This window comes from Marivibrio halodurans, from assembly GCF_017963645.1.
GTDB classification, from domain to species: Bacteria; Pseudomonadota; Alphaproteobacteria; order UBA8366; family Aestuariispiraceae; genus Marivibrio; species Marivibrio halodurans.
In genome coordinates, this window is the sequence record NZ_JAGMWN010000005.1 from 339,807 (window position 1) to 359,188 (window position 19,382).

The 19,382-nt window shown below is 65.0% G+C and carries 17 protein-coding genes; 6 read left to right on the top strand and 11 right to left on the bottom strand.

Annotated features, from left to right (window positions below; all coding sequences use genetic code 11):
* Nucleotides 1–13: 13 nt before the first annotated feature.
* Both KAJ83_RS12770 and KAJ83_RS12775 read right to left on the bottom strand, forming a co-directional pair.
* Nucleotides 14–2,791, bottom strand: coding sequence for an MMPL family transporter (locus KAJ83_RS12770; RefSeq protein ID WP_210682456.1), 2,778 nt, complete (start codon nt 2,789–2,791; stop codon nt 14–16).
* A 59-nt stretch (nt 2,792–2,850) separates the two neighbouring features.
* Nucleotides 2,851–3,741: an outer membrane lipoprotein-sorting protein gene (locus KAJ83_RS12775; protein ID WP_210682457.1), complete on the bottom strand. Its 891-nt coding sequence runs from the start codon at nt 3,739–3,741 to the stop codon at nt 2,851–2,853.
* 604 nt (nt 3,742–4,345) lie between these two features.
* Here KAJ83_RS12775 and KAJ83_RS12780 point away from each other — a divergent pair.
* The 4 genes from KAJ83_RS12780 to KAJ83_RS12795 all read left to right on the top strand — a co-directional run bounded on the left by KAJ83_RS12780 (nt 4,346) and on the right by KAJ83_RS12795 (nt 8,161).
* Nucleotides 4,346–4,585, top strand: a complete 240-nt coding sequence (locus KAJ83_RS12780) for a CDGSH iron-sulfur domain-containing protein (RefSeq protein ID WP_210682458.1) — start codon at nt 4,346–4,348, stop codon at nt 4,583–4,585.
* 64 nt (nt 4,586–4,649) lie between these two features.
* Nucleotides 4,650–5,180: a hypothetical protein gene (locus tag KAJ83_RS12785; protein ID WP_210682459.1), complete on the top strand. Its 531-nt coding sequence runs from the start codon at nt 4,650–4,652 to the stop codon at nt 5,178–5,180.
* A gap of 52 nt (nt 5,181–5,232) precedes the next feature.
* Nucleotides 5,233–6,408: a M24 family metallopeptidase gene (locus KAJ83_RS12790; RefSeq protein WP_210682460.1), complete on the top strand. Its 1,176-nt coding sequence runs from the start codon at nt 5,233–5,235 to the stop codon at nt 6,406–6,408.
* A 229-nt stretch (nt 6,409–6,637) separates the two neighbouring features.
* Nucleotides 6,638–8,161: a sensor histidine kinase gene (locus KAJ83_RS12795; protein WP_210682461.1), complete on the top strand. Its 1,524-nt coding sequence runs from the start codon at nt 6,638–6,640 to the stop codon at nt 8,159–8,161.
* A 52-nt stretch (nt 8,162–8,213) separates the two neighbouring features.
* On the opposite strand, the gene queF is transcribed toward KAJ83_RS12795, so the two are convergent.
* The 9 genes from queF to apbC all read right to left on the bottom strand — a co-directional run bounded on the left by queF (nt 8,214) and on the right by apbC (nt 16,987).
* Entirely contained in the window at nt 8,214–8,678 is a 465-nt protein-coding gene (gene queF, locus KAJ83_RS12800; RefSeq protein WP_210682508.1) for a preQ(1) synthase, read from the bottom strand.
* Between the two features lie 22 nt (nt 8,679–8,700).
* The gene (gene fghA / locus KAJ83_RS12805) at nt 8,701–9,546 is read right to left on the bottom strand and encodes an S-formylglutathione hydrolase (protein ID WP_246484483.1); all 846 of its coding nucleotides are present in this window, start codon (nt 9,544–9,546) and stop codon (nt 8,701–8,703) included.
* A gap of 19 nt (nt 9,547–9,565) precedes the next feature.
* A complete protein-coding gene (locus KAJ83_RS12810; protein WP_210682462.1) occupies nt 9,566–10,675 on the bottom strand; it encodes an S-(hydroxymethyl)glutathione dehydrogenase/class III alcohol dehydrogenase in 1,110 nt (369 codons plus the stop codon).
* A 121-nt stretch (nt 10,676–10,796) separates the two neighbouring features.
* Nucleotides 10,797–11,072, bottom strand: a complete 276-nt coding sequence (locus KAJ83_RS12815; RefSeq protein ID WP_210682463.1) for a hypothetical protein — start codon at nt 11,070–11,072, stop codon at nt 10,797–10,799.
* Between the two features lie 178 nt (nt 11,073–11,250).
* On the bottom strand, nt 11,251–12,009 hold the full coding sequence (locus tag KAJ83_RS12820; protein ID WP_210682464.1) for an HpcH/HpaI aldolase family protein: 759 nt from the start codon (nt 12,007–12,009) through the stop codon (nt 11,251–11,253).
* Between the two features lie 61 nt (nt 12,010–12,070).
* Entirely contained in the window at nt 12,071–13,231 is a 1,161-nt protein-coding gene (locus KAJ83_RS12825) for a 2'-deoxycytidine 5'-triphosphate deaminase (protein WP_343221998.1), read from the bottom strand.
* Between the two features lie 100 nt (nt 13,232–13,331).
* The gene (locus KAJ83_RS12830; RefSeq protein WP_210682465.1) at nt 13,332–14,729 is read right to left on the bottom strand and encodes a multicopper oxidase family protein; all 1,398 of its coding nucleotides are present in this window, start codon (nt 14,727–14,729) and stop codon (nt 13,332–13,334) included.
* Between the two features lie 164 nt (nt 14,730–14,893).
* Nucleotides 14,894–15,817, bottom strand: coding sequence for a CAP domain-containing protein (locus tag KAJ83_RS12835; protein ID WP_210682466.1), 924 nt, complete (start codon nt 15,815–15,817; stop codon nt 14,894–14,896).
* A gap of 21 nt (nt 15,818–15,838) precedes the next feature.
* Nucleotides 15,839–16,987, bottom strand: a complete 1,149-nt coding sequence (apbC, locus tag KAJ83_RS12840) for an iron-sulfur cluster carrier protein ApbC (protein ID WP_210682467.1) — start codon at nt 16,985–16,987, stop codon at nt 15,839–15,841.
* Between the two features lie 320 nt (nt 16,988–17,307).
* Here apbC and hflK point away from each other — a divergent pair, with 320 nt between their 5' ends.
* Nucleotides 17,308–18,483 carry an FtsH protease activity modulator HflK gene (gene hflK / locus KAJ83_RS12845; RefSeq protein ID WP_210682468.1) on the top strand — a complete coding sequence of 392 codons (1,176 nt, stop codon included), beginning with the start codon at nt 17,308–17,310 and terminating at the stop codon, nt 18,481–18,483.
* A complete protein-coding gene (hflC, locus tag KAJ83_RS12850; protein WP_210682469.1) occupies nt 18,483–19,379 on the top strand; it encodes a protease modulator HflC in 897 nt (298 codons plus the stop codon). The genes hflK and hflC overlap by 1 nt, the downstream gene beginning before the upstream one ends.
* Nucleotides 19,380–19,382: the final 3 nt, after the last annotated feature.

Below are 19,382 nucleotides of genomic sequence, written 5' to 3' on the forward strand. Positions count from 1 at the left end.
ATCAGGCCCCCATTCAGGAAATGTCGGCCCGGGTCAGGCGGGTCGACGTGTCGGCCAGCCGGTCGCCCAGAATCCGTGCGATATTCAAGTTCAACTTATTCGCGATATGCGGATAGAGGCGCATGTTCCGGCGCACCGTCTCGGCGTTGAAGACCAGCATCTCGCCGTCGCTGACGGCATCGACATTGGCGGTCCGCTGTTGCTCGCGCACGAAGCCGACCTCGCCCAGCACCTCGCCCTGACCGAAGGTGGCGAGTTCCGTGCCGCCGCCCGGCCCGTCCTTTATGACCGCGACACTTCCCGACAGAACGAGATACATGTCACGACCGACCGTTCCCTGTTGCACCAAACGGTCCCCCGCCTTGAAGGACACGATCTCCGACAGCAGGATCGCCTTGCGTACCTGATAGCGGTTCATGTCCGCGAAGAGCGGGCTGTTATCGATCACCTTCGGGTCGATCTGAAGCATCAGGATCTCGTCCAGCCCGACAAGCCGCACGAAGGACATCAGCACCGGCGTGACGATCAGGTCCGCGACCAGGGCCGCGATCATCGCGATCGCCGCGAGCAGGCCGAACTGGGCGATGATCGCGAAGGTCGAGCCCTGTAGCACCAGGAAGCCCGCCATCAACGCGATCGAGGTGGAGACCGCCGGGATCGCCTGATGGGCCAGCGTCCGGCGTATCGCCAGCGCCCGGTCGGGCGTCCGGCGGCTTTCCTGCGCATAGGTCGACAGCAGATGGATCGTGTCGTCGATAGCGATGCCGATGGCGATCACCGCCACCGTCGCCGTGCCGGGATTGAGCGGAATGTCGAACAGCCCCATCACGCCGAAGACGATGGCGATCGGTATGACGTTCGGCACCAGCGACAGAAGACCGCCGGTCAACGACGTGTAGACCAGCGACATCATGATGAAGATGACGACCAGCAGCAGTCCCACCGACTGGACCTGGGCGAAGATCAGATCCTCGGCCGCGTTGTTGATCATCAGATTCTGACCGACGATGTTGATGGTCAAATCGGGGCCGGCGATCTCGTTCACGCGGCTTTCCAGATCGGCCACCGCCTGCTTCAAGGCATGGCTTTCGTGGATATTGTGGCGCACGACCATGTTCACGCGCCGGAAATCGGCGCTGACATAGCTTTCCAGATCGGCGCGCTGGAAGAACAGAAGATATTGATCGACCAGATCGGGCGTGTCCGGGACCACCATCATCCCCGGATCGCCGCCGTGGAACTCCCGGTTCACCATGGACAGGTGGTCGGCGATGGACAGCGCCGTGTCGAAGCGCCCGTCCTCCACGATATAATCCTTTATGGCGGCGAGCTTGCGCAGGTTTTCCGGCTGACCGAAGGCATCCGGCGCCGTCGAGACGAGGTTTATATAGAAAATCTCCATGCCGGAGAGCGTATCGGCCAGCGTGTTCACATCCGCGACCAGCGGATGCTCCTGCTTGAAATAGGAGATCGGGTCGTTCGACACCTTGGTCTGCCCGGCGAAGGTCGCGCACACCGCCATCACGACGATCGTCACCCCGATCACCGTCTTGGGATAGGTTCCGATATGCCGCACCGCCACCAGGGTCCAGCCGACGGGACCGCGCAGGCCGGTACCTTCGCCGCCCCCGTCGCCCGTCTCCGGATCGTGCAGACGGCTGCGCAACGGCCCCAGGACGGAAAGCATCAGCGGGATGACCAGCAGCGTCACCACCGCGTTCGTGGCGATCGCCAGCGAGGCGGCAATGGCGAAATCGCGCACCAGTTCCATCTCCGCGAAACCATTGGCCGCGAAGCCGAGGACCGTCGTCACGGAAGTCAGAATCAAAGGCAACCCCAGATGCCGCATCATGTAGAGCACGGCGCGCCGCCGGCGCTCCGACCGGCTCTCCGTCTCCCCGTCCTGGCCGAGGCCGGACAGATAGCCGGAAAGCATGTGCGTATCCTCGGTCGACCCGATGACGATCACCAGCGAGGGCACCATGGCCGAGAGGATGTTGATCGGAACGCCGAGATATCCCATCAGCCCGAAGGCCCAGGAGAGGCCGAGCGTCGACGTCAGCACCGGGAAGACCGTCGCCATGCCGCTGCGCAGGAACAACACGATGATCGCGATCAGCAGGCCGAGCGACATCGGCACGAGCAGGGACAGATCGGCGAACAGGTTGACCATGTGCTCATGATTGACGCGCGGCGGACCGACCTGGAACACCTCGTCGAATGAGCCGGCATGGGGGGCGATCGCGGCCTCGATCGCCTGATAGGCATGGCGGTCGAAATCGGGATCGGCGGGGTCCTTCGTCACGCTGACATTGATCGCCGTGGCGAAGCCGTCCTCCGAGATGAAATTGCCCACGACGAGCGGGGAATAGAGCGCCCGGGCCTTCGCCTCCTCGATCCCCTCCCGGTCGAACGGCACGCCGTCCAGAACGGTGGAGGATTGGATCATCCCGTTCCGGTCCTGGATGCTGCGAACGTTGAAGAGGCTTTCCACCTTCTCGACGAAGGACAGGTCCTCCAACGCGTAATGCATCTCCTCCAGATCGAGGAGGCGCTCTTCCGTCCAAAGATCGTCGGAACGGACATAGACGATCGTGGTGTTGTCCGACCCGAATTCCCGCTTCACCGCCTCGTAGGTAACCTTGGTCGGATCGCTGTCGCTGATCAGGCTGTCGAAACTGGTGTCGACACGCAGCTTCTCCAGCCCCGGCGCGGTCAAGGCGGTGACCAGCAGGAGGAAAATCAAGGTGATCCACCGATGGCGGAGTCCGAAGGTCAGGATTGTCTGCATGGAATGGGAAATCCGGAAATCCCGGTGTCCGGGCCGCGCGCGGTTCGGACGCCGGCGCGTTAGCGGAGGTAGCGTCCGCTGGTCACCCAGCGCTGCTCGAACATGCGGGCCGGGACGGCGTTCTCGGAAAGCTCTCGGCCCTCCACCCGGATCAGTGTCTTGTGACGCTGCTTGTCGTTATCCATCAGCGTCGTGTTGGCGCGCCACGTCTCCCCCTCGATCCGGACCATGTCGCGGGAATGCTGGGTCTTCAGATAGCGCCCGCGCCGGTCGTAGAAATCGATTCGCCGGATGAAATAGCGATCCTTGCTGATATAGAGGCGGCGGTATTCGTAACCGGTCTCCGCCGCCAGTTCCTCGTCCTTCGGATAGGCATCGACGACGAAGGAATCGATCGTGTCGACGGTCTCGCCATTCTCGTCCTTGATTTCGGCCATCTCATCCGCCTGACGCTCATAGCGGAACTTCGAGCGGTCCTCGGACGTCATGTCCTCGAAGGCGAAATCGGTGCCCATGAAATAATTCCGCTTACCGCCGTCGGCGGAGCGCTTCATCTCCCGCCCATAGGCGGGCAGATACATCCACTGATCGTCGCTGGCGCCCCGGTTCTGCCAGGTCAACAAGGCCACGCCATGGACGCCCGCGGGCTCGTCGAAGACCACAAGATATCGATAAAGGTCGTCCTCGACCTCCCGGGCGAAACGGCGCAGGCTCCGCTCCTCGGTATTGCCGCGATCGTCGATCAGGGTCATCGCCTGATCCTCGGTCTCATAGGGCCTGTCGTGGCGACCGGACACCTCGTCCATGATGTCCCGGCCGGACATCTCCGGCGCGGTCTGGTTCTGGGACTGAGTTTGAGCCTGGGACTGAGCCGCGAGCGGCAAAACGACGACCGCCGACAAGGCCAGGGCGACGGCCGGAATAAAGGACCGGCCCAGTATAGGAAACATGAAGCACTCCCCCACATCGAACTTCACAGAATACACTTATTGCGCGCGAAACCCGAACCGCTCTTCCCTCGAATTGGGGCGGCGCGCACGATGAAGCGGTGGAACCACCCTCCGCCTCCGGCGGGGCCGCGCATTCCCACGAACCTGTAGTGCGCGGAACCAAGCGCGAATGGCGATCGCGCGCGTAACCTTTCATATCGAAATTTCAATGTCTAGGACGAAGTGGTAAGTGCGTGATCGGCTTCGACCCGCATTCGCAATTCCCTGTCCGGTCGCACGGGATGCTCCACCACCCCGGATGGACGGACCGGCCCGGCCTCCCGCGACCTCACGCACGGCCCCACGGAAAAACACCGTAGATTGTGTGCATGTGGGATGAGGAAGCGCGGGCCTCCCCTTTTTCGAACGACCCGCCGGCATGCGCCCCACCCGCGACATGCGCCGGAACAGGTTCTTCCCGCCCGGCGGCGCTTGTCGCGCAATCACGGGTCGGGTAGTGTCCGCCGAGGGACGCGGCACGACCGAGGACGGGGGATTCCAACGCCCTCTTTCCCGTTCACACGCGGCGTCCCGGGATCCAATCCTTCAGGGAGACGCGTCCGCGATGAGCGCGCCGGAAACGCCGCAGAAGGCGCCCTATTCCGTCGAGGTCGAGGCCGGGAGGGTCTATATGTGGTGCGCGTGCGGCCGCTCGGCGCGGCAACCCTTCTGCGACGGCAGCCATGCGGGCACGGGCATCGCGCCGCGCCCCTACAGTTCGAGGAAGGCGCGCACCGTCTTCTTCTGCGGATGCAAGAGAACGGAGAAACCACCCCTGTGCGACGGCTATCACGCCACCCTCTAGGATCACGGCCCTGGTCGCGGTCGTAGTCATGGCGCGGGGGACGATAAAGGGACAGAGTATGAAGGTGACGATGGTTCGATGGGCCGCATTGGTCCTGACGGCGGCCCTGGGTCTTTCCGCCTGCGCCGGGTCCTCGGATCTCGGCGTGAAATGCCCCGAGATTCGAATCCCGCAAAACACCGAACGCCTGACCCGGTTCCGCCCGGGCGAGGGGCGCGATATCACCGACGTACGCCTGCAGGCGGAGGTAACCTATCTCTCCGGAACATGCGAGATCGACGACGAGGTGATCGAGCTCGGCTTCCCGATCGCCGTCACGGCCCAGCGCGGCCCCGCCAACGAGGAAGGCCTGTCCGACGTCACCCTTTTCGTCGCGGTGGCCAATCAGAGACGCGAGATTCTTTCCCGCCGCGAACTGCCGGTCCGCCTCACCTTCCCCGCCAACAAGGTGCGCGTCATCAGCCGGGAGGAGATCACCGTCGAGATTCCGCGTCACGAGGATGACGGCGTACAGGACTATCTGGTCTTCCTCGGCTTCGCATTGAGCGAGGATGAACTCGAATTCAATCGACGGGAGAACCGATTGGGGTTCTGAACCGCCCGACGATATAACCACCGGCATCAGCAAGCCTTGGGGAGAGCGACCGATGACCTTGCCCTTCGAGAAGCACGAATATCTCGAACGCATCGACCGCGTGAAGCGATCGATGGAGAATGAGGGGATCGAGGTCCTGATCTCCGCCGACCCGGCGAACATGAACTATCTGACCGGCTATGACGGTTGGTCCTTCTATGTGCCGCAATGCGTCATCACGGCGCTGGCGGAGCCCGAGCCGATCTGGATCGGCCGGGCGATGGATGCCAATGGCGCGCGCGTGACCACCTTCCTCGGGGACAGTTCGATCCTCGGCTATCCGGACGACTATGTGCAGAAGCGCGACTGCCATCCGATGGATTACGTCGCCGACGTGTTGCGCGACCACGGCCTCGCCTCCAAGCGCATCGGCGTCGAAATGGATGCCTACTATTATACCGCCGCCGCGCATGACGCCTTGGTTCGGAGCCTGCCGAACGCCAGTTTCCACAATGCCCACTGGATCGTGCGCTGGGTGCGCAACATCAAGTCGGACATGGAAATCCAGTACATGAAACAGGCCGGCCGGTTGATGGAACTGGTCATGCAGGTCGGCGTCGCCCATATCTCCGCCGGCGTGCGCCAGTGCGACGCGGCCGCCGCCATCTATCAGTCCCAGATCAGCGGCATGGGCGATTTCGGCGGCGACTATACCGCGATTTGCCCGATGCTGCCGACCGGGATCGGCACCTCGACCCCGCACCTGACCTGGACCGACGAGACGTTCCGCGAGGGCGAGGCGACGATCCTCGAACTCGCCGCCGCGCGCCATCATTATCACAGCCCGCTGGCGCGGACCGTCTTCCTGGGCGAGCCGCCGGACTATCTCCAGGATTGCGCCAAGGGCGCGGTCGAGGCGCTGGAAACCGTGCTCGATTTCATCAAGCCCGGCGTCACCGCGGAGGAGATCGTTCAAACTTGGCAGAAAGTGGTCGCGAAATACGGGATCGAGAAGGACAGTCGCATGGGCTACTCCATCGGCTGCGCCTATCCGCCCGACTGGGGCGAGCACACGCTCTCGCTGCGGACCGGCGATAAGACCGTGATGCAACCGAACATGACGATCCATGTCATGCCGGGGATCTGGTACGACACCTGGGGGGTCGAGATTTCCGAGGCGATCCGGGTGACGGAAACAGGCTGCGAATGCCTCGCCAACGTCCCGCGCGACCTTTTCGTGAAGGAGTAACGCACGATTTTCCAACAACCATTAGGTGAACTTCTCTCTCGGTGACCGTACGGAGTTGCGAAGCCCCGGGGGGGGCGTATGGTGCTAGTGTCTGTCAGTTCCGGGCGGGGAGGGATCGTGCATGACACGACCGGAAGAGGGGCGGTTCACCGCGGCCGCGAGGCCCGACCTCTTACCGCGGCGACACCCGGTATCGCGGGGGGGCGCCCTGCGCGATCCATCCGTTTTCGTGGAATCGGTTTTTGATTGGGAATGGGAAACCGACGAAAACCACCGTTGCACCTATATCTCCGACTCCGTCGAAACGATCCTCGGCACATCGCCCGGTACCTTCCTAGGCCTTTCACATCTGCAATTCTCCAATATCCAGGCCGATCCCGGCGCGGTCGGCGGATATCGGGCCGACTTGCAATCACGCCGGCCAATCCGGGCGTTCACCTTTCATCTGACCGGCGATGACGGGTCCGATCATTGGTGCCGGATCTGCGGCGTGCCGCGCTTCGACGCCGACGGCCGATTCCGTGGCTACCACGGCTATGGCCAGGAGGTGAGCGAGGAGATCAACGCGCAGAGCACCAGCGAGAGCCAGAATCGTCTCCTCGCCAATGCGGTCGACAGCCTGACCGAGCCCTTCGCCCTGTTCGACCATGAGGACCGGTTGGTTCTCAGCAACAAAAGCTTCCGGGACATGCGCGCGGACATCCGGGAGATATTCAAGGTCGGAACGCCATTCGCCACGATCTTCCGGCACGCGGTGGAGTCCGGGCAATTCGTGCCGCTACCGGGCATGACGACGGAAGAATTCATCGCCTGGCGCATAGAGCGTCACAAATCGCCCCGGGGCGCCTTCGAGCTCGAGGGCCCGAACGGCTCCTGGTCTCTCGTTATCGAGGAGCGCATCGCGCAACTCGGCACCGTGACGATCCATTACGACCTGACCGAACGCAAGAAGGCCGATCAGCTTATCCTGCAAGCGAAGAATCAGGCGGAGCAGGCCAACCAGGCGAAATCCTATTTTCTCGCCAGCATGAGCCATGAGCTGCGCACCCCGCTCAACGCCATTATCGGATTCGCCGACATGATCGAGGCCGAGGTCTTCGGGCCGATCGGCAACGCGCGGTATCAGGAATACCACGCCAACATCAAGAAAAGCGGCCAGCACCTTCTGGACATCATCGAGACGCTGCTCGATCTCTCCTGCATCGAAAGCGGCGCCTTCGATATAGACCCCGCCGAAATCGATCTTCCGGAACTTGTTCAGGAGGTCGCCCACATCACCGAGGTCAAACGACATGGGTCGCCCGGGCGCGTGCGAATCGATATCGCATCCGACTGCCGACACCTAGTCAGCGATGCGCGCGCCATACGTCAAATCCTGCACAATTTACTGACGAATGGTCTGAAATTCTCCGCTCCGGAAACCCCGGTCACGCTCACGGTCCGCCCCTTGGGGAAGGAGCATCTCGATATCCGGGTCAGCGACCAGGGTATCGGCATCGCGGGCAGAGACCTGCTGCGCATAACCGACCCCTTCGCACGCGGCAGGGACGCCATGGTGCGCGCGAAGGACGGTGTCGGGCTGGGCCTCGCCATATCCAACATGCTGGCGCACGAACTGTCGGGCCGTCTTTCGATCGATAGCATCGTCGGTAAGGGGACCACCGTCACCGTGACCCTTCCAAGGCGGATCGGTACCGACCGGGAGACCAAGGCCGCGCCCGCCGTCACCACTGACGGGCCCTGCGCGATCTGACCGGCGCGCACCTGGCCCGCCTGTCCCCAATCGCCCCGCTTTCCCCCGGGGGCTACCCCCGGCCGCGATAGGGGGCGACGCCCTGATCCGGAATCCAGACACCCTCGGGCGGGGTGCCGGTCTGCCAGAAGACGTCGATCGGGATACCGCCGCGCGGATACCAATAGCCGCCGATGCGCAGCCAACGCGGCTCCGCCGCCTCGACGATCCGCTTGGCGACCATCAGGGTCGTATCCTCGTGAAAGCCGCCATGGTTCCGGAAGGCGTGCAGGAACAGCTTCAGCGACTTCGATTCGACCAGCAGCCGGTCGGGCACGTAATCGATCACCAGATGGCCGAAATCCGGTTGTCCCGTCACCGGACAGATCGAGGTGAATTCCGGGCAGACGAACCGCGCGACATAGTCGCTGTCGGCATGGCCGTTGGGCACGGTCTCCAGGATCGCCTCGTCCGGTGAGGTGGGCACGGCCGTTCCGTGGCCGAGTTGGCCGAGCCCCGCGAAACGATCCTCGCTCATCATGCCGCCCCGTCCCGCGCCATCAGGCGCCGCCGAGGCGTTCGGCGTGCCATTCGAAATGCTCGCCCAGGAAGCTCGCGATGAAGAAATAGCTGTGGTCGTAGCCATGCTGCATGCGCAACTGAAGGTCCACGCCGGCCGTCCCGCACGCTTCCTGGAAGAGCTCCGGCTTGAGCTGTTCGGTCAGGAACTGATCGGCATCGCCCTGATCGACCAGAATGTCGCCGCCGGGCCACCCTTTGCGCGCCACCAGCAGGCAGGCGTCATGGGCTTCCCAGGCCGCACGGTCATGACCGAGATAACCGCCCAGCGCCTTCTCCCCCCAGGGGACCCGGGTCGGCGCCACGATCGGCGCGAAGGCCGAGACGGACTTATAACGATCCGGATTCCGGAGCGCGATGGTCAATGCCCCGTGCCCCCCCATGGAATGGCCGAAGATACCGCGCCGGGCGCCGTCCAGACCGAATTTCGCCTCCACCAACGCCGGCAATTCCTCGACGATATAGGAATACATCCGGTAGTTCGCGGCCCAGGGTTCCGCCGTCGCATCGACATAGAATCCGGCGCCACTGCCGAAATCGTAGCTATCCTCGTCCGGCACGCCCTCGCCGCGCGGGCTGGTATCGGGCGCCACGACGGCGATGCCATGCTCCGCCGCCCAACGCTGGGCACCGGCCTTCACGGTGAAGTTCTCCTCCGTGCAGGTCAGACCGGAAAGCCAGTAGAGCACCGGCGGCGGCCCGTCGAGGCCACGCGGCGGCATATAGACGGAGAACCGCATCGGCGTTCCCGTCTCCCGGCTGTCATGGCTGTAAACACCCTGGATGCCGCCGAAGCATTTGTTCTCGGCAACGGTTTCGATCGTCATCGCGTGCGGCCCGCCTCTCCTAGAACGTCACGACGGAGCGAATCGACTTGCCCTCGTGCATCAGGTCGAAGCCTTCGTTGATCCGCTCCAGCGGCATGGTGTGGGTGATCATCGGATCGATGTCGATCTTGCCGTCCATGTACCAGTCGACGATCCTGGGTACGTCCGTGCGCCCACGCGCGCCGCCGAAGGCGGTGCCCCGCCAACTCCGCCCGGTGACGAGTTGGAACGGACGGGTCGATATCTCCTGGCCCGCGCCGGCGACGCCGATGATGATGCTCTCGCCCCAGCCCTTGTGGGCGCATTCCAGGGCCTGACGCATCGTGTTGGTGTTGCCGATGCACTCGAAGCTGTAGTCCGCGCCGCCCCCGGTCAATTCGACGAGATACGGCACCAGGTCGCCCTCGATATCCTTCGGATTGACGAAGTGCGTCATGCCGAAACGCTCGGCCATCGCCTTCTTCTCCGGGTTGAGATCGACGCCGACGATCATGTTCGCGCCGACAAGCCGCGCCCCCTGGATGACATTGAGACCAATGCCGCCAAGGCCGAAGACGACGACGTTGGCGCCCGGCTCCACCTTCGCCGTGTTGATCACCGCGCCGATGCCGGTGGTGACGCCGCAGCCGATATAGCAAACCTTGTCGAAGGGCGCGTCCTCGCGAATCTTGGCGAGCGCGATTTCCGGCAGCACCGTGATGTTGGAGAAGGTCGAGCAGCCCATGTAGTGCAGCAGTTTCTCGCCATTGAGCGAGAAGCGCGAGGTGCCGTCCGGCATCACCCCCTGCCCTTGCGTGCCGCGAATCGCCTGGCAGAGATTGGTCTTGGGATTGAGGCAATAATCGCATTCCCGACATTCGGGCGTGTAGAGGGGAATGACGTGATCCCCCTTCTTCAGATGGCGCACGCCCGGGCCGGTATCGACGACGACGCCCGCGCCCTCATGGCCGAGGATGGTGGGGAAAGCACCTTCCGGATCCTCGCCCGAGAGGGTGAAGGCGTCCGTGTGGCAGATTCCGGTCGCCTTGATCTCGACGACGACCTCGCCCTCCTTCGGGCCCTCGATATCCACTTCCTCGATCGAGAGCGGCTTGCCCGCCCCGAAGGCCACCGCGGCGCGTGCTTTCATCGTCCGTTTCCTCCTGGAAAATCGTTTGGGTCGCCAGACGGCGCGATGGTGCCAGCCGGGCGGGAGCGGCGCAACTGGCTAGCCCTCGGTAATCCGGGGCGATTTCATTAGGACGCGGATCTTAAAGACCGTGCGCGCGGAAATAGTTCTCCCAGCCGCCCTCCGGGGTGAAGCAGGTCTGGTAATCCCGCTGCTCCGCGGTTCCCGCCTCGCAATGAAGAGCCTCCAAGGCGGTCTCGACCTCCATCAACCGGAATTCCACATCCACCGGCGCCTCGTGCCCACTCGCCGCCCATTCGGAGAAAGCCTCCGCCTGAAGCGCGAGCGTCCTGGCCCGCTCGGCCCGCTCACGATCGCCCATCGCATCGAAATAGGACGCCAGGCGCGTCCCCGCCATCCGGCTTCGAACAACCTTCTGCGAATAAATCCGGCGAAAGAAAACCCACCGCTCCTTGGACGCCATCCCGATATCCTTGATTCTTTAACAAGGCTTCCCGGAAAAATGGCATGACTCTTCGAGCACACCAAGAAAATGGTGACGCCGCATTCTCACATTTTTGTCATCCGCCGGTGGATCAACGTTCCAGTCGGCCGAGCGCGTCCCTGGCCCCGTCGACCATGTAGCCCAGGTCGACGGCGAGGCTGATCCAGCGATAGCCGAGCGCGATCATCCGGTTCGCCATGGCCGCGTCGCCGCAATGGATGCCGGGCATGGCGCCCGCCTTGGCCGCGCGGGCGGGGATCGATTCGATCGCACGGACGACCTGCGGGTCGTCCGGCATGGGCTTGGGCAGATTGCCGTAGCTGAAGCCGAGGTCGTTGGGCCCGACCAGCAGCGCGTTCAGGTTCGGCGTCGTCAGGATTTCGTCGAGCGCCTCATACCCGTCGCGGGTTTCGATCATGCCGGAAGCGACCACCGCCTCGTTCGCCCGTGCCGCGTAATCCGGCCCGCCGGTCAGGCCCGCGCGCACCGGCCCCCAACTGCGCTTGCCGTCGGGCGGATAGCGGGTCGCGGCGACGATGGCGCGCGCATCCTCGGGCGTGTCGGTCAACGGCGCGATGATACCACCCGCCCCGCAATCCAGCATGCGGCCGATCGTGGCCGCGTCGTTCGACGGCACGCGCACGATGGGCACGATGCCGGCCCCGCCGATCGCGCGCACCATGTCGACGGCCGTGCCCTCGTCCATCGCGCCGTGCTGACGATCGACGATCAGGAAGTCGAACCCGGCATGGGCCATCGCCTCCGCGATCATGGCGCTGTCGGCCATCACCATGGCGCCGACGGCGGTACCGCCGTCGCTCCAGATCTTCTTCAAGGCGCGTGCATGCATGGGCTTGGTGTCTCCCCTCGATTCATGACGGACCCGTTACCAATGGGTGGGGGCCCGCCCTCTATCTGCGAAACTGCTTCGACAGCGCCAGCGCCTGCCCCTGGTAATTGGAGCCGATGCCGGAGCCGTAGGGCCGGTCCGTCGGTTGGCTCAACCGCTCGAACAGAACGCGCCCCATGATCTGACCATGGTCGATCAGGAAGGGCACCTCGTGGCTGCGTACCTCCAGCACGATCTTGGCACCGACGGGCCGCTCCCCCTCATAGCCGAATCCGGGATCGAAGAAGCCCGCGTAATGAACCCGGAACTCCCCCACCAGCGTATCGTAAGCCACCATATCGGCGGCATAGTCCTGCGGAATCGCCACCCGCTCCTTGCTGGCGAGAATATAGAAATCGTCGGTATCGAGGACGATTCCGCCGCCATCGGGCTTATGGACGGGTTCCCAGAAATCGTCGGGGTCGTAGGCGCCCACGCGATCGACGTCGATCGGGTCCTCCGCGCGTTTCGCGCGATAGCCGACGATATTGTCCGCCCCCGCGCTCGCCAGATCGACGGACAGCGCGATCGCGCCATGCTTGATGTCCGCGCCCTCTCCCGCGCCCGCCTCCTCGTCCTCGCCCGCATGGACAAGGCGCGCGCGCTCGTTCAGGTCGCGGATGAAGCTGTCGGAGGTGCGCGGCCGACCGATGCGCAGGCGCACCTGGGCGAGCCGCGAGCCCTCGCGCACCCGCACATGGAAGGAGCGCGGCGCGATCTCCAGCCACAGCGGCCCGCAATAGCGCTCCCGGATCGCATCGAATTCCGTCGCGTGGTCGGTGATCACCCGGGCGAAGACGTCGAGCCGGCCGGTGGAGCTCTTCGGATTGGCCGAGCCCGACCAGCGCGAGCGCAGCCGCAGCCCCTCCTGAAGGGGCACCAGATAAACCGAGCCGCGCTCCAATACCGCGCCCTCGTCACCATTCAGCGCGATGCGGTCCAGCGCGAATTGCTCCAGCTTCTCCGCCACCGTCTTGGTCGGGCCGGGCAGGAAGCTCGCCGGCACGCGATAGGCTACCGCGCCGAGCCGGAGATCGAGGCTGGCGGGCTGAATCTGAGCTTCATCGATTCTGCGCTCGGCGCGGATATCGCCGAGTTCGATCGCGGCCTTGACGAGTTGCGCGGGCAGGATGCCGGACTGCCTGTCCGGCCCTTCGCCGAGCGCGGGCAGTGGCTGTTGCACGGGCCTCCCTCCTCGAAACCTCCCTAATGGGTCGCGGGAAGCCGAGCCTAGTCAACTTCGCCCGGCCGTGCATGCGAAAATCGCCAATGCCCGCCGTCCCTCAGGCATTCACCCGCAGATAGCCGGAGAAGCCGGTTTTCTGATGCTCGATCACATGGCAATGGAACGCCCAATCGCCCGGATTGTCGGCGACGAGCGCCACCTCCAGCACTTCCTGGGGCTGCATCAGGACGGTATCGGTCCACCAGGGCGGCAGCTTTCGCTGGTTCGAGCGTAAAAGCTTGAAGGTATGGCCGTGCAGGTGGATCGGGTGGGAATTGGGCGTCTCGTTCTTCATCCGCAGGATATAGCTGCGGCCCAGCCGCATCTCGGCCAGCGGCGCGGCGGGGTCGGGCACGTCGCCGCGCCAGGGCTTCCGGTTGATCGACCAGAAGGTATAGCCGAGGGTACCGCAGATCGACGGCAAGGGGCCGTCGCCCCCCGGCGTCCACCCGAAGAGGAAATCCAGCACCTCCGCCTTGTCTAAATCCGGTTCGGCGACCGGATTGGGGGGAAGGGGCTGCAACTCCGCCAGGTCGCGCCCGGCGCTCGCCCCGACCGCGCGGAACCGGGCCAGCGGCGCGGCCTCGCCGAACCGCCGGCGCGAGAGCGTGACGACCGCCCCCTCCCGGTCGGGCACGCGCAGGGCGACGTCCGCGCGCTGCCCCGGGGCCAGGACGAAGCCCTTGGACGGCAGCGCCCCGGCCAATGGATTGGCGTCGAGCGCGATCAGCCGGGCCTCGGCGCCATCCGCCTCGCCGCCGTCGATATCGTAGGTCGCGATCCGCGCCGTATCCGTCACCGCGAGGCGTAGCCGCACCAGGCTTCCGGCCGGCAGGTCGTGGACCGGCTCCCGCCGCCAATCGACCGTCGCGACCGTACCCGTCGTCCCACCCCGCGCCGCGTTCCGAGGGGTATAGAGGGAGAGAAACGTCCCATTCTCCCCCAGCCGGAAATCCCGGATATTGAGCGGTATATCCCGGTCGAAACCGGGGTCCTCCGCCTCCTCCACGATCAGCACGCCGGTCATGCCGCGTGCCATCTGCTCCAACGTATTGCAATGCGGGTGATACCAGAAGGTGCCGGCATCCGGCGCGGTATAACGATAGCGGCAGGTCTCCCCGCCCTCGATCGGCGCTTGCGTCAGATAGGGCACGCCGTCCATTTCGTTGGCGATACGCAGCCCATGCCAATGCACCGTCGTCACCTCGTCGAGCCTGTTGGTGACATCGATCGTATAGGGCTGGTGCTGCGTCATGCGCAGGACGGGCGGCGGGCCGTCGGCCGCGAAGCTCATCATATCGGCCGTGGGCTTGCCGGCGACGATCTCATGCGACAAGCGCCCGGCGTCGAGCGACGCATCGGCCGCGAGCGCGCGCCGCGTCGCGAACCCGGCCAGCGCCGGCGCGCCGAGGAACGCCGCCCCACCCATCATGACCGCGCGACGGGACAGTCTCATCCTTCTTCTCCCTCGAACCGAGAAGCGGGCCCGATCACGCGGACCGGCCCGAACTTGCGAATGCATCGCAATGTTAGTTTCCCGCTCGGGCGATTGAAAGGGATGGGCGGGGATGCGGGCAAGATGTCGCGGGCGGATGGGGGCGGATGGGACCGGCTATCGCGCTATCGCGGCGCCGCCATGGTCATGGCCCAGAAATGCTGGACCGGCACGCGGCTCCCGCCCTGCGGTCGATAGGTATAGCCGATACCGACCTCCCGAACGGTCTTGTCCAGCATCGCTTCGCGATGCCCGGCCTTCGAGTCGATCCACCCCTGCACGACCTCGCGCGCGCTGGGCTGTCCGGCGGCCAAATTCTCCAGCACCCTGCTCCAATGATAGCCGACGCGATCGACCCGGTCGGCCGGACCAGTCCCGTCGGGTGTGCGATGGGCGAAATAATCACGCCGCGCCATGTCCTCGACATGCGCCTGCGCCGCGCGGTCGAGCAACCTGTTCCGGCTGAGCGGCAACAGGCCATAGCGCTGGCGGAAGATGTTGACGTTCTCCAGCACCCGCTCGCCCCAGCCGGCGGGTACCGGCGATGTCGGCGCGGCGAGGACGATACCCCAAACCTGCGTGCGTCCGCCATTGACACGCGGTTCCCCGGCCGCGCCCGCGAAACGCTCGCTGAGATCGACCCGGCCGATGCCGACCTCCTGGTAAGCGGGGTCGAGCAGAGGGTCCCGGCGTTCCGGGTCCTCCGCCCAGACGCGCGCCTGCACCACCGGATCGGCGACGCCGAGGTCGGCGAAGGCGCGCATCGACAGGAAAGCATAGGCGTGGTCGCGCAGACGCGCCGAGACATCGAGGGCACGGTCGCTGCGCGGCGCGCCCCGCGCCGACGCCCCGGCAAAGTCGCCCGCGATCCGCGCCAGCCTGGGTTCATGGCGCAACGCCGCGATACCACGTTCGATCCGCAATTGGTTGATCGCCTCGATGAGGCCGCGCTCCGCCCCGTCGAGAGCGTGGGCGCGGGCCGCGCCGATCGAGCCCCCCACCAGGCAAAGGGCGAGAATGGCCCCCAAGAGAAGGACGCGACGCCGCACCGCCCGACCCGCCCCCAGCGGTTATTCGACCGTGATCTTCGGCGCCTGACGCGCCCCGCCGAGGACGGCGTCGCGCACCTGGACCGCGATCGCTTCATAGGCCTTGGCATGCGGCCCGTCGGGCTCGCTCACCACGACCGGACGGCCTCCGTCGGAAGTCTCCCGAATGAGGATATCGAGCGGTATCTCGCCCAGGAAGGGCGTGCCCAGCTTCTCCGCCTCGCGCTTGGCGCCGCCATGGCCGAAGACATGCGCCTCGTGCCCGCAGTTCGGGCAGACATACATCGACATGTTCTCGATGATGCCGAGGACGGGCACATCCACCTTGCGGAACATGTTCAGGCCCTTGCGCGCGTCGAGCAACGCGATGTCCTGCGGCGTGGAGACGATCACCGCGCCGGAAAGCGGCGTATTCTGGGAGATGGTGAGCTGCGCGTCGCCGGTGCCCGGCGGCATATCGACGATCAGGATGTCGAGCGGCCCCCACATGACGTCCGAGAGCATCTGCTGCAACGCGCCCATCACCATCGGCCCGCGCCAGACGACGGGCTGGTCCTCCGCCACCATGAAGCCCATCGACATCGCCTTGATGCCGTAATTCTCCATCGGCTCCAGGGTCTTGCCGTCGGGCGAGTTCGGCCGCCCGGAAATGCCGAGCATGCGCGGCTGCGACGGCCCATAGACATCCGCGTCCAACATGCCGACGGAGAGGCCCAGCCCCTTCAACGCCAGCGCCAGATTGACGGCCGTCGTCGACTTACCCACGCCCCCCTTGCCCGAGGCGACGGCGACGATGTGCTTGATCTCGGCGGCGCCGCCCTTCTTGGCCGATTTGTTGCCGGCCCCCGCGCCGGCGCCCTGCGGATTTTGGGACGCGTTCCCGGATTGCCCCTTCGGCGCGCTCCCGGAAGCGCTCTTCTTGGATTCCGCTGTCAGGACGGCCGTCGAGGACAACACGCCCGGAATTCGGGCCACCGCTTCCTCCGCCTTGCGGCGCGTGTCCTCGTAATCGCCGGCGCGCGCGGGGTCGATCTCGATCGAGAACTGAATCATGCCGTTCTTGATCGCGATGCCGGAAATCATGTCGAGCGCAACCAGGCTTTTCCCCGCTTTCGGGTCCTGAACGCCCTGAAGCGCGTCGAGGATGGTCGCTTCGGTGATATCGGCCATGGCGTGCTGGCTACCTTTCGAAGGGGCTCGGTGGAACCGCTTAATTTCCTTGCCGCCGCGCCGGAAATCCTTGGCGCGGCATGACTTCATTCCATATATGAAGCGGCGGCGGGACGCAAAGGGGCGGCGTTTCGCGATCCCGTTTCGAACGCGGGCGGGATCGAATGGATCACAGTGGGGTTGATTCGTCCCAGGCAATGATAGTGTTATGCGCCGCGCCCAACGGACGCGACGCATGCCGTCGCGACCGCCCGGTCGGATCGCGCGATCAGGCGGCACGGCCCGGCGCCGGCAAACGCGAACGCAATCGGAGTAGCTGAATGCCTTGGCAGAACAATGGCGGCGGCCCCTGGGGCGGCGGTGGCGGCAGTAACGGCGGGGGTGGCGGCGGCCCGCAAAGCCCCTGGGGGCGCGGCTCCGGCGGCGGTGGTGGGCGGCGCCCGCAACCGCCCGATACCGAGGAGATGATCCGGCAGGCGCAGGACCGCCTGAAACGGATGATTCCCGGCGGCTTCGGCGGCGGCAAGCTTGCCGGCGTGATCGCGGCGATCGTCGTCGCGGTGTGGCTGGCCACCGGCTTCTATCAGGTGAACACGAACGAGCAGGGCGTGGAACTCGTCTTCGGCGAGTTGTGGCAGACCACGGGCGAAGGGCTGAACTACAACTTCCCCGCCCCGATCGGCGACGTGCTGCTGCCCCAGGTCACCAACATCAACCAGATCAATATCGGATTCCGCGATGGCGGGCGGTCGACCGCGCGCAACGTCGCGGAGGAAAGCCTGATGCTGACCGGGGACGAGAACATCATCGACGTTCAGTTCACGGTCTTCTGGAAGATCCGGGACGCCGGGCGCTACCTCTTCAATATCCGCAATCCGGACGACACGGTGAAGAACGCCGCCGAATCCGCGATGCGCGAGATCATCGGCCAGACCCCGTTCGAGTTCGCGCGGACCAACGGCCGCGCCGAGGTGGAGAATCAGGCGCAGGACCTGACCCAGCAGATTCTCGATTCCTACGAGGCCGGCATCCTGGTCACCAACATCGAGACGCAGAGCGTCGATCCGCCCGAATCCGTGCTGGACGCCTTCCGGGACGTGCAGGCGGCGGCGGCCGACCGCGAACGGTCGATCAACGAGGCGACCGCCTATCTGAACGAGATCACCAACCGCGCCCAGGGCCAAGCCGAGCAGGTGGTCCGCGCGGCCGAGGCCTATAAGGAAGAACAGATCAACCAGGCCAAGGGCGAGACCGACCGATTCCTGGCGATCCTGACGGAATATAATCAGGCCAAGGACGTCACCAAGCGCCGCATCTATCTTCAGACCATGGAGAACATCTTCGCCAACATGGAGAAGGTGTTGATCGAGAACGGCGAAGGCGGCGGCTCGGGCGTGCTGCCCTATCTGCCGCTCGACGTGATCGACAAGGATCGCGCGGGGCGTACCAATCCGTTGCAGCAGGACCAGGACGACATCGACGGGAGCAGCAACTGATGAACCGCACAGTGATTATCATCGGCGGTATCGTCGCCGTCCTGCTGATCGTGCTGTCCAGCGCCGCCTTCACGGTGCGCGAGACGCAGCAGGTGCTGATCCGCCAGTTCGGCGAGGTGCAGCGGATCGTCGGCGACCCCGGCCTGCACTTCAAGATCCCCTTCATCCAGAACGCGACCTATTTCGACAAGCGCGTGCTGGACTTCGACGCGGAGCGGGAGGAGATTCCGACCCTCGACCAAAAGCAGCTCGTGGTGGACGCCTTCGCGCGCTACCGCATCGTCGATCCGCTGAAATTCTATCAGGCGGTCGGCAACGAGCAGGGCTACCGCGCGCAATTGAGCCAGATCCTGTCGAACGCGCTGCGCTCGCAGGTCGGTTCGATCACGCTCTCCACCGTGTTGACCGAGAAACGCGCCAACCTGATGGAGCGAATCGCCGACGTGGTCGACGAGGAATCGCGCAATCTGGGCGTCGAGGTGATCGACGTGCGCATCAAGCGCGTCGATCTGCCGGAGGAGAACAGCCAGGCGATCTTCCGCCGCATGCAGACGCAGCGCGAGCAGGAGGCCCGCCGCATCCGCGCCGAGGGTGACAAGGAGGCCCGCCGCATCCGCGCCGACGCGGACAAGCAGCAGCGCGTGATCGTCTCCGAGGCCCGCCGCGAGGCCGAGGTTCTGCGTGGCGAGGGCGACGCCGAGGCCCAGAACCTCTACAACAAGGCCTTCACGCAGGATGTGGCGTTCTTCGACTTCTGGCGTTCCATGCAGGCGATGCAGAAGGGCCTGTCGCCGGAGACCACCACGCTCGTCGGTCCGCCGGATTCAGACTTCTTCCGGTTCTTCCAGAGCCAGGAGCCGGCCGGTGGCGCCACGGTCACGGGGCCGTCCGAGTAATCC

What these genes read in the sequence shown, in the direction of transcription:
- apbC (WP_210682467.1), bottom strand. Translation starts at nt 16,987, where the DNA reads ATGGCCGATATCACCGAAGCGACCATCCTCGACGCGCTTCAGGGCGTT.
- KAJ83_RS12775 (WP_210682457.1), bottom strand. Translation starts at nt 3,741, where the DNA reads ATGTTTCCTATACTGGGCCGGTCCTTTATTCCGGCCGTCGCCCTGGCC.
- KAJ83_RS12790 (WP_210682460.1), top strand. Translation starts at nt 5,233, where the DNA reads ATGACCTTGCCCTTCGAGAAGCACGAATATCTCGAACGCATCGACCGC.
- KAJ83_RS12770 (WP_210682456.1), bottom strand. Translation starts at nt 2,791, where the DNA reads ATGCAGACAATCCTGACCTTCGGACTCCGCCATCGGTGGATCACCTTG.
- KAJ83_RS12830 (WP_210682465.1), bottom strand. Translation starts at nt 14,729, where the DNA reads ATGAGACTGTCCCGTCGCGCGGTCATGATGGGTGGGGCGGCGTTCCTC.
- KAJ83_RS12820 (WP_210682464.1), bottom strand. Translation starts at nt 12,009, where the DNA reads ATGCATGCACGCGCCTTGAAGAAGATCTGGAGCGACGGCGGTACCGCC.
- fghA (WP_246484483.1), bottom strand. Translation starts at nt 9,546, where the DNA reads ATGACGATCGAAACCGTTGCCGAGAACAAATGCTTCGGCGGCATCCAG.
- KAJ83_RS12810 (WP_210682462.1), bottom strand. Translation starts at nt 10,675, where the DNA reads ATGAAAGCACGCGCCGCGGTGGCCTTCGGGGCGGGCAAGCCGCTCTCG.
- KAJ83_RS12815 (WP_210682463.1), bottom strand. Translation starts at nt 11,072, where the DNA reads ATGGCGGGGACGCGCCTGGCGTCCTATTTCGATGCGATGGGCGATCGT.
- KAJ83_RS12780 (WP_210682458.1), top strand. Translation starts at nt 4,346, where the DNA reads ATGAGCGCGCCGGAAACGCCGCAGAAGGCGCCCTATTCCGTCGAGGTC.
- hflK (WP_210682468.1), top strand. Translation starts at nt 17,308, where the DNA reads ATGCCTTGGCAGAACAATGGCGGCGGCCCCTGGGGCGGCGGTGGCGGC.
- queF (WP_210682508.1), bottom strand. Translation starts at nt 8,678, where the DNA reads ATGAGCGAGGATCGTTTCGCGGGGCTCGGCCAACTCGGCCACGGAACG.
- hflC (WP_210682469.1), top strand. Translation starts at nt 18,483, where the DNA reads ATGAACCGCACAGTGATTATCATCGGCGGTATCGTCGCCGTCCTGCTG.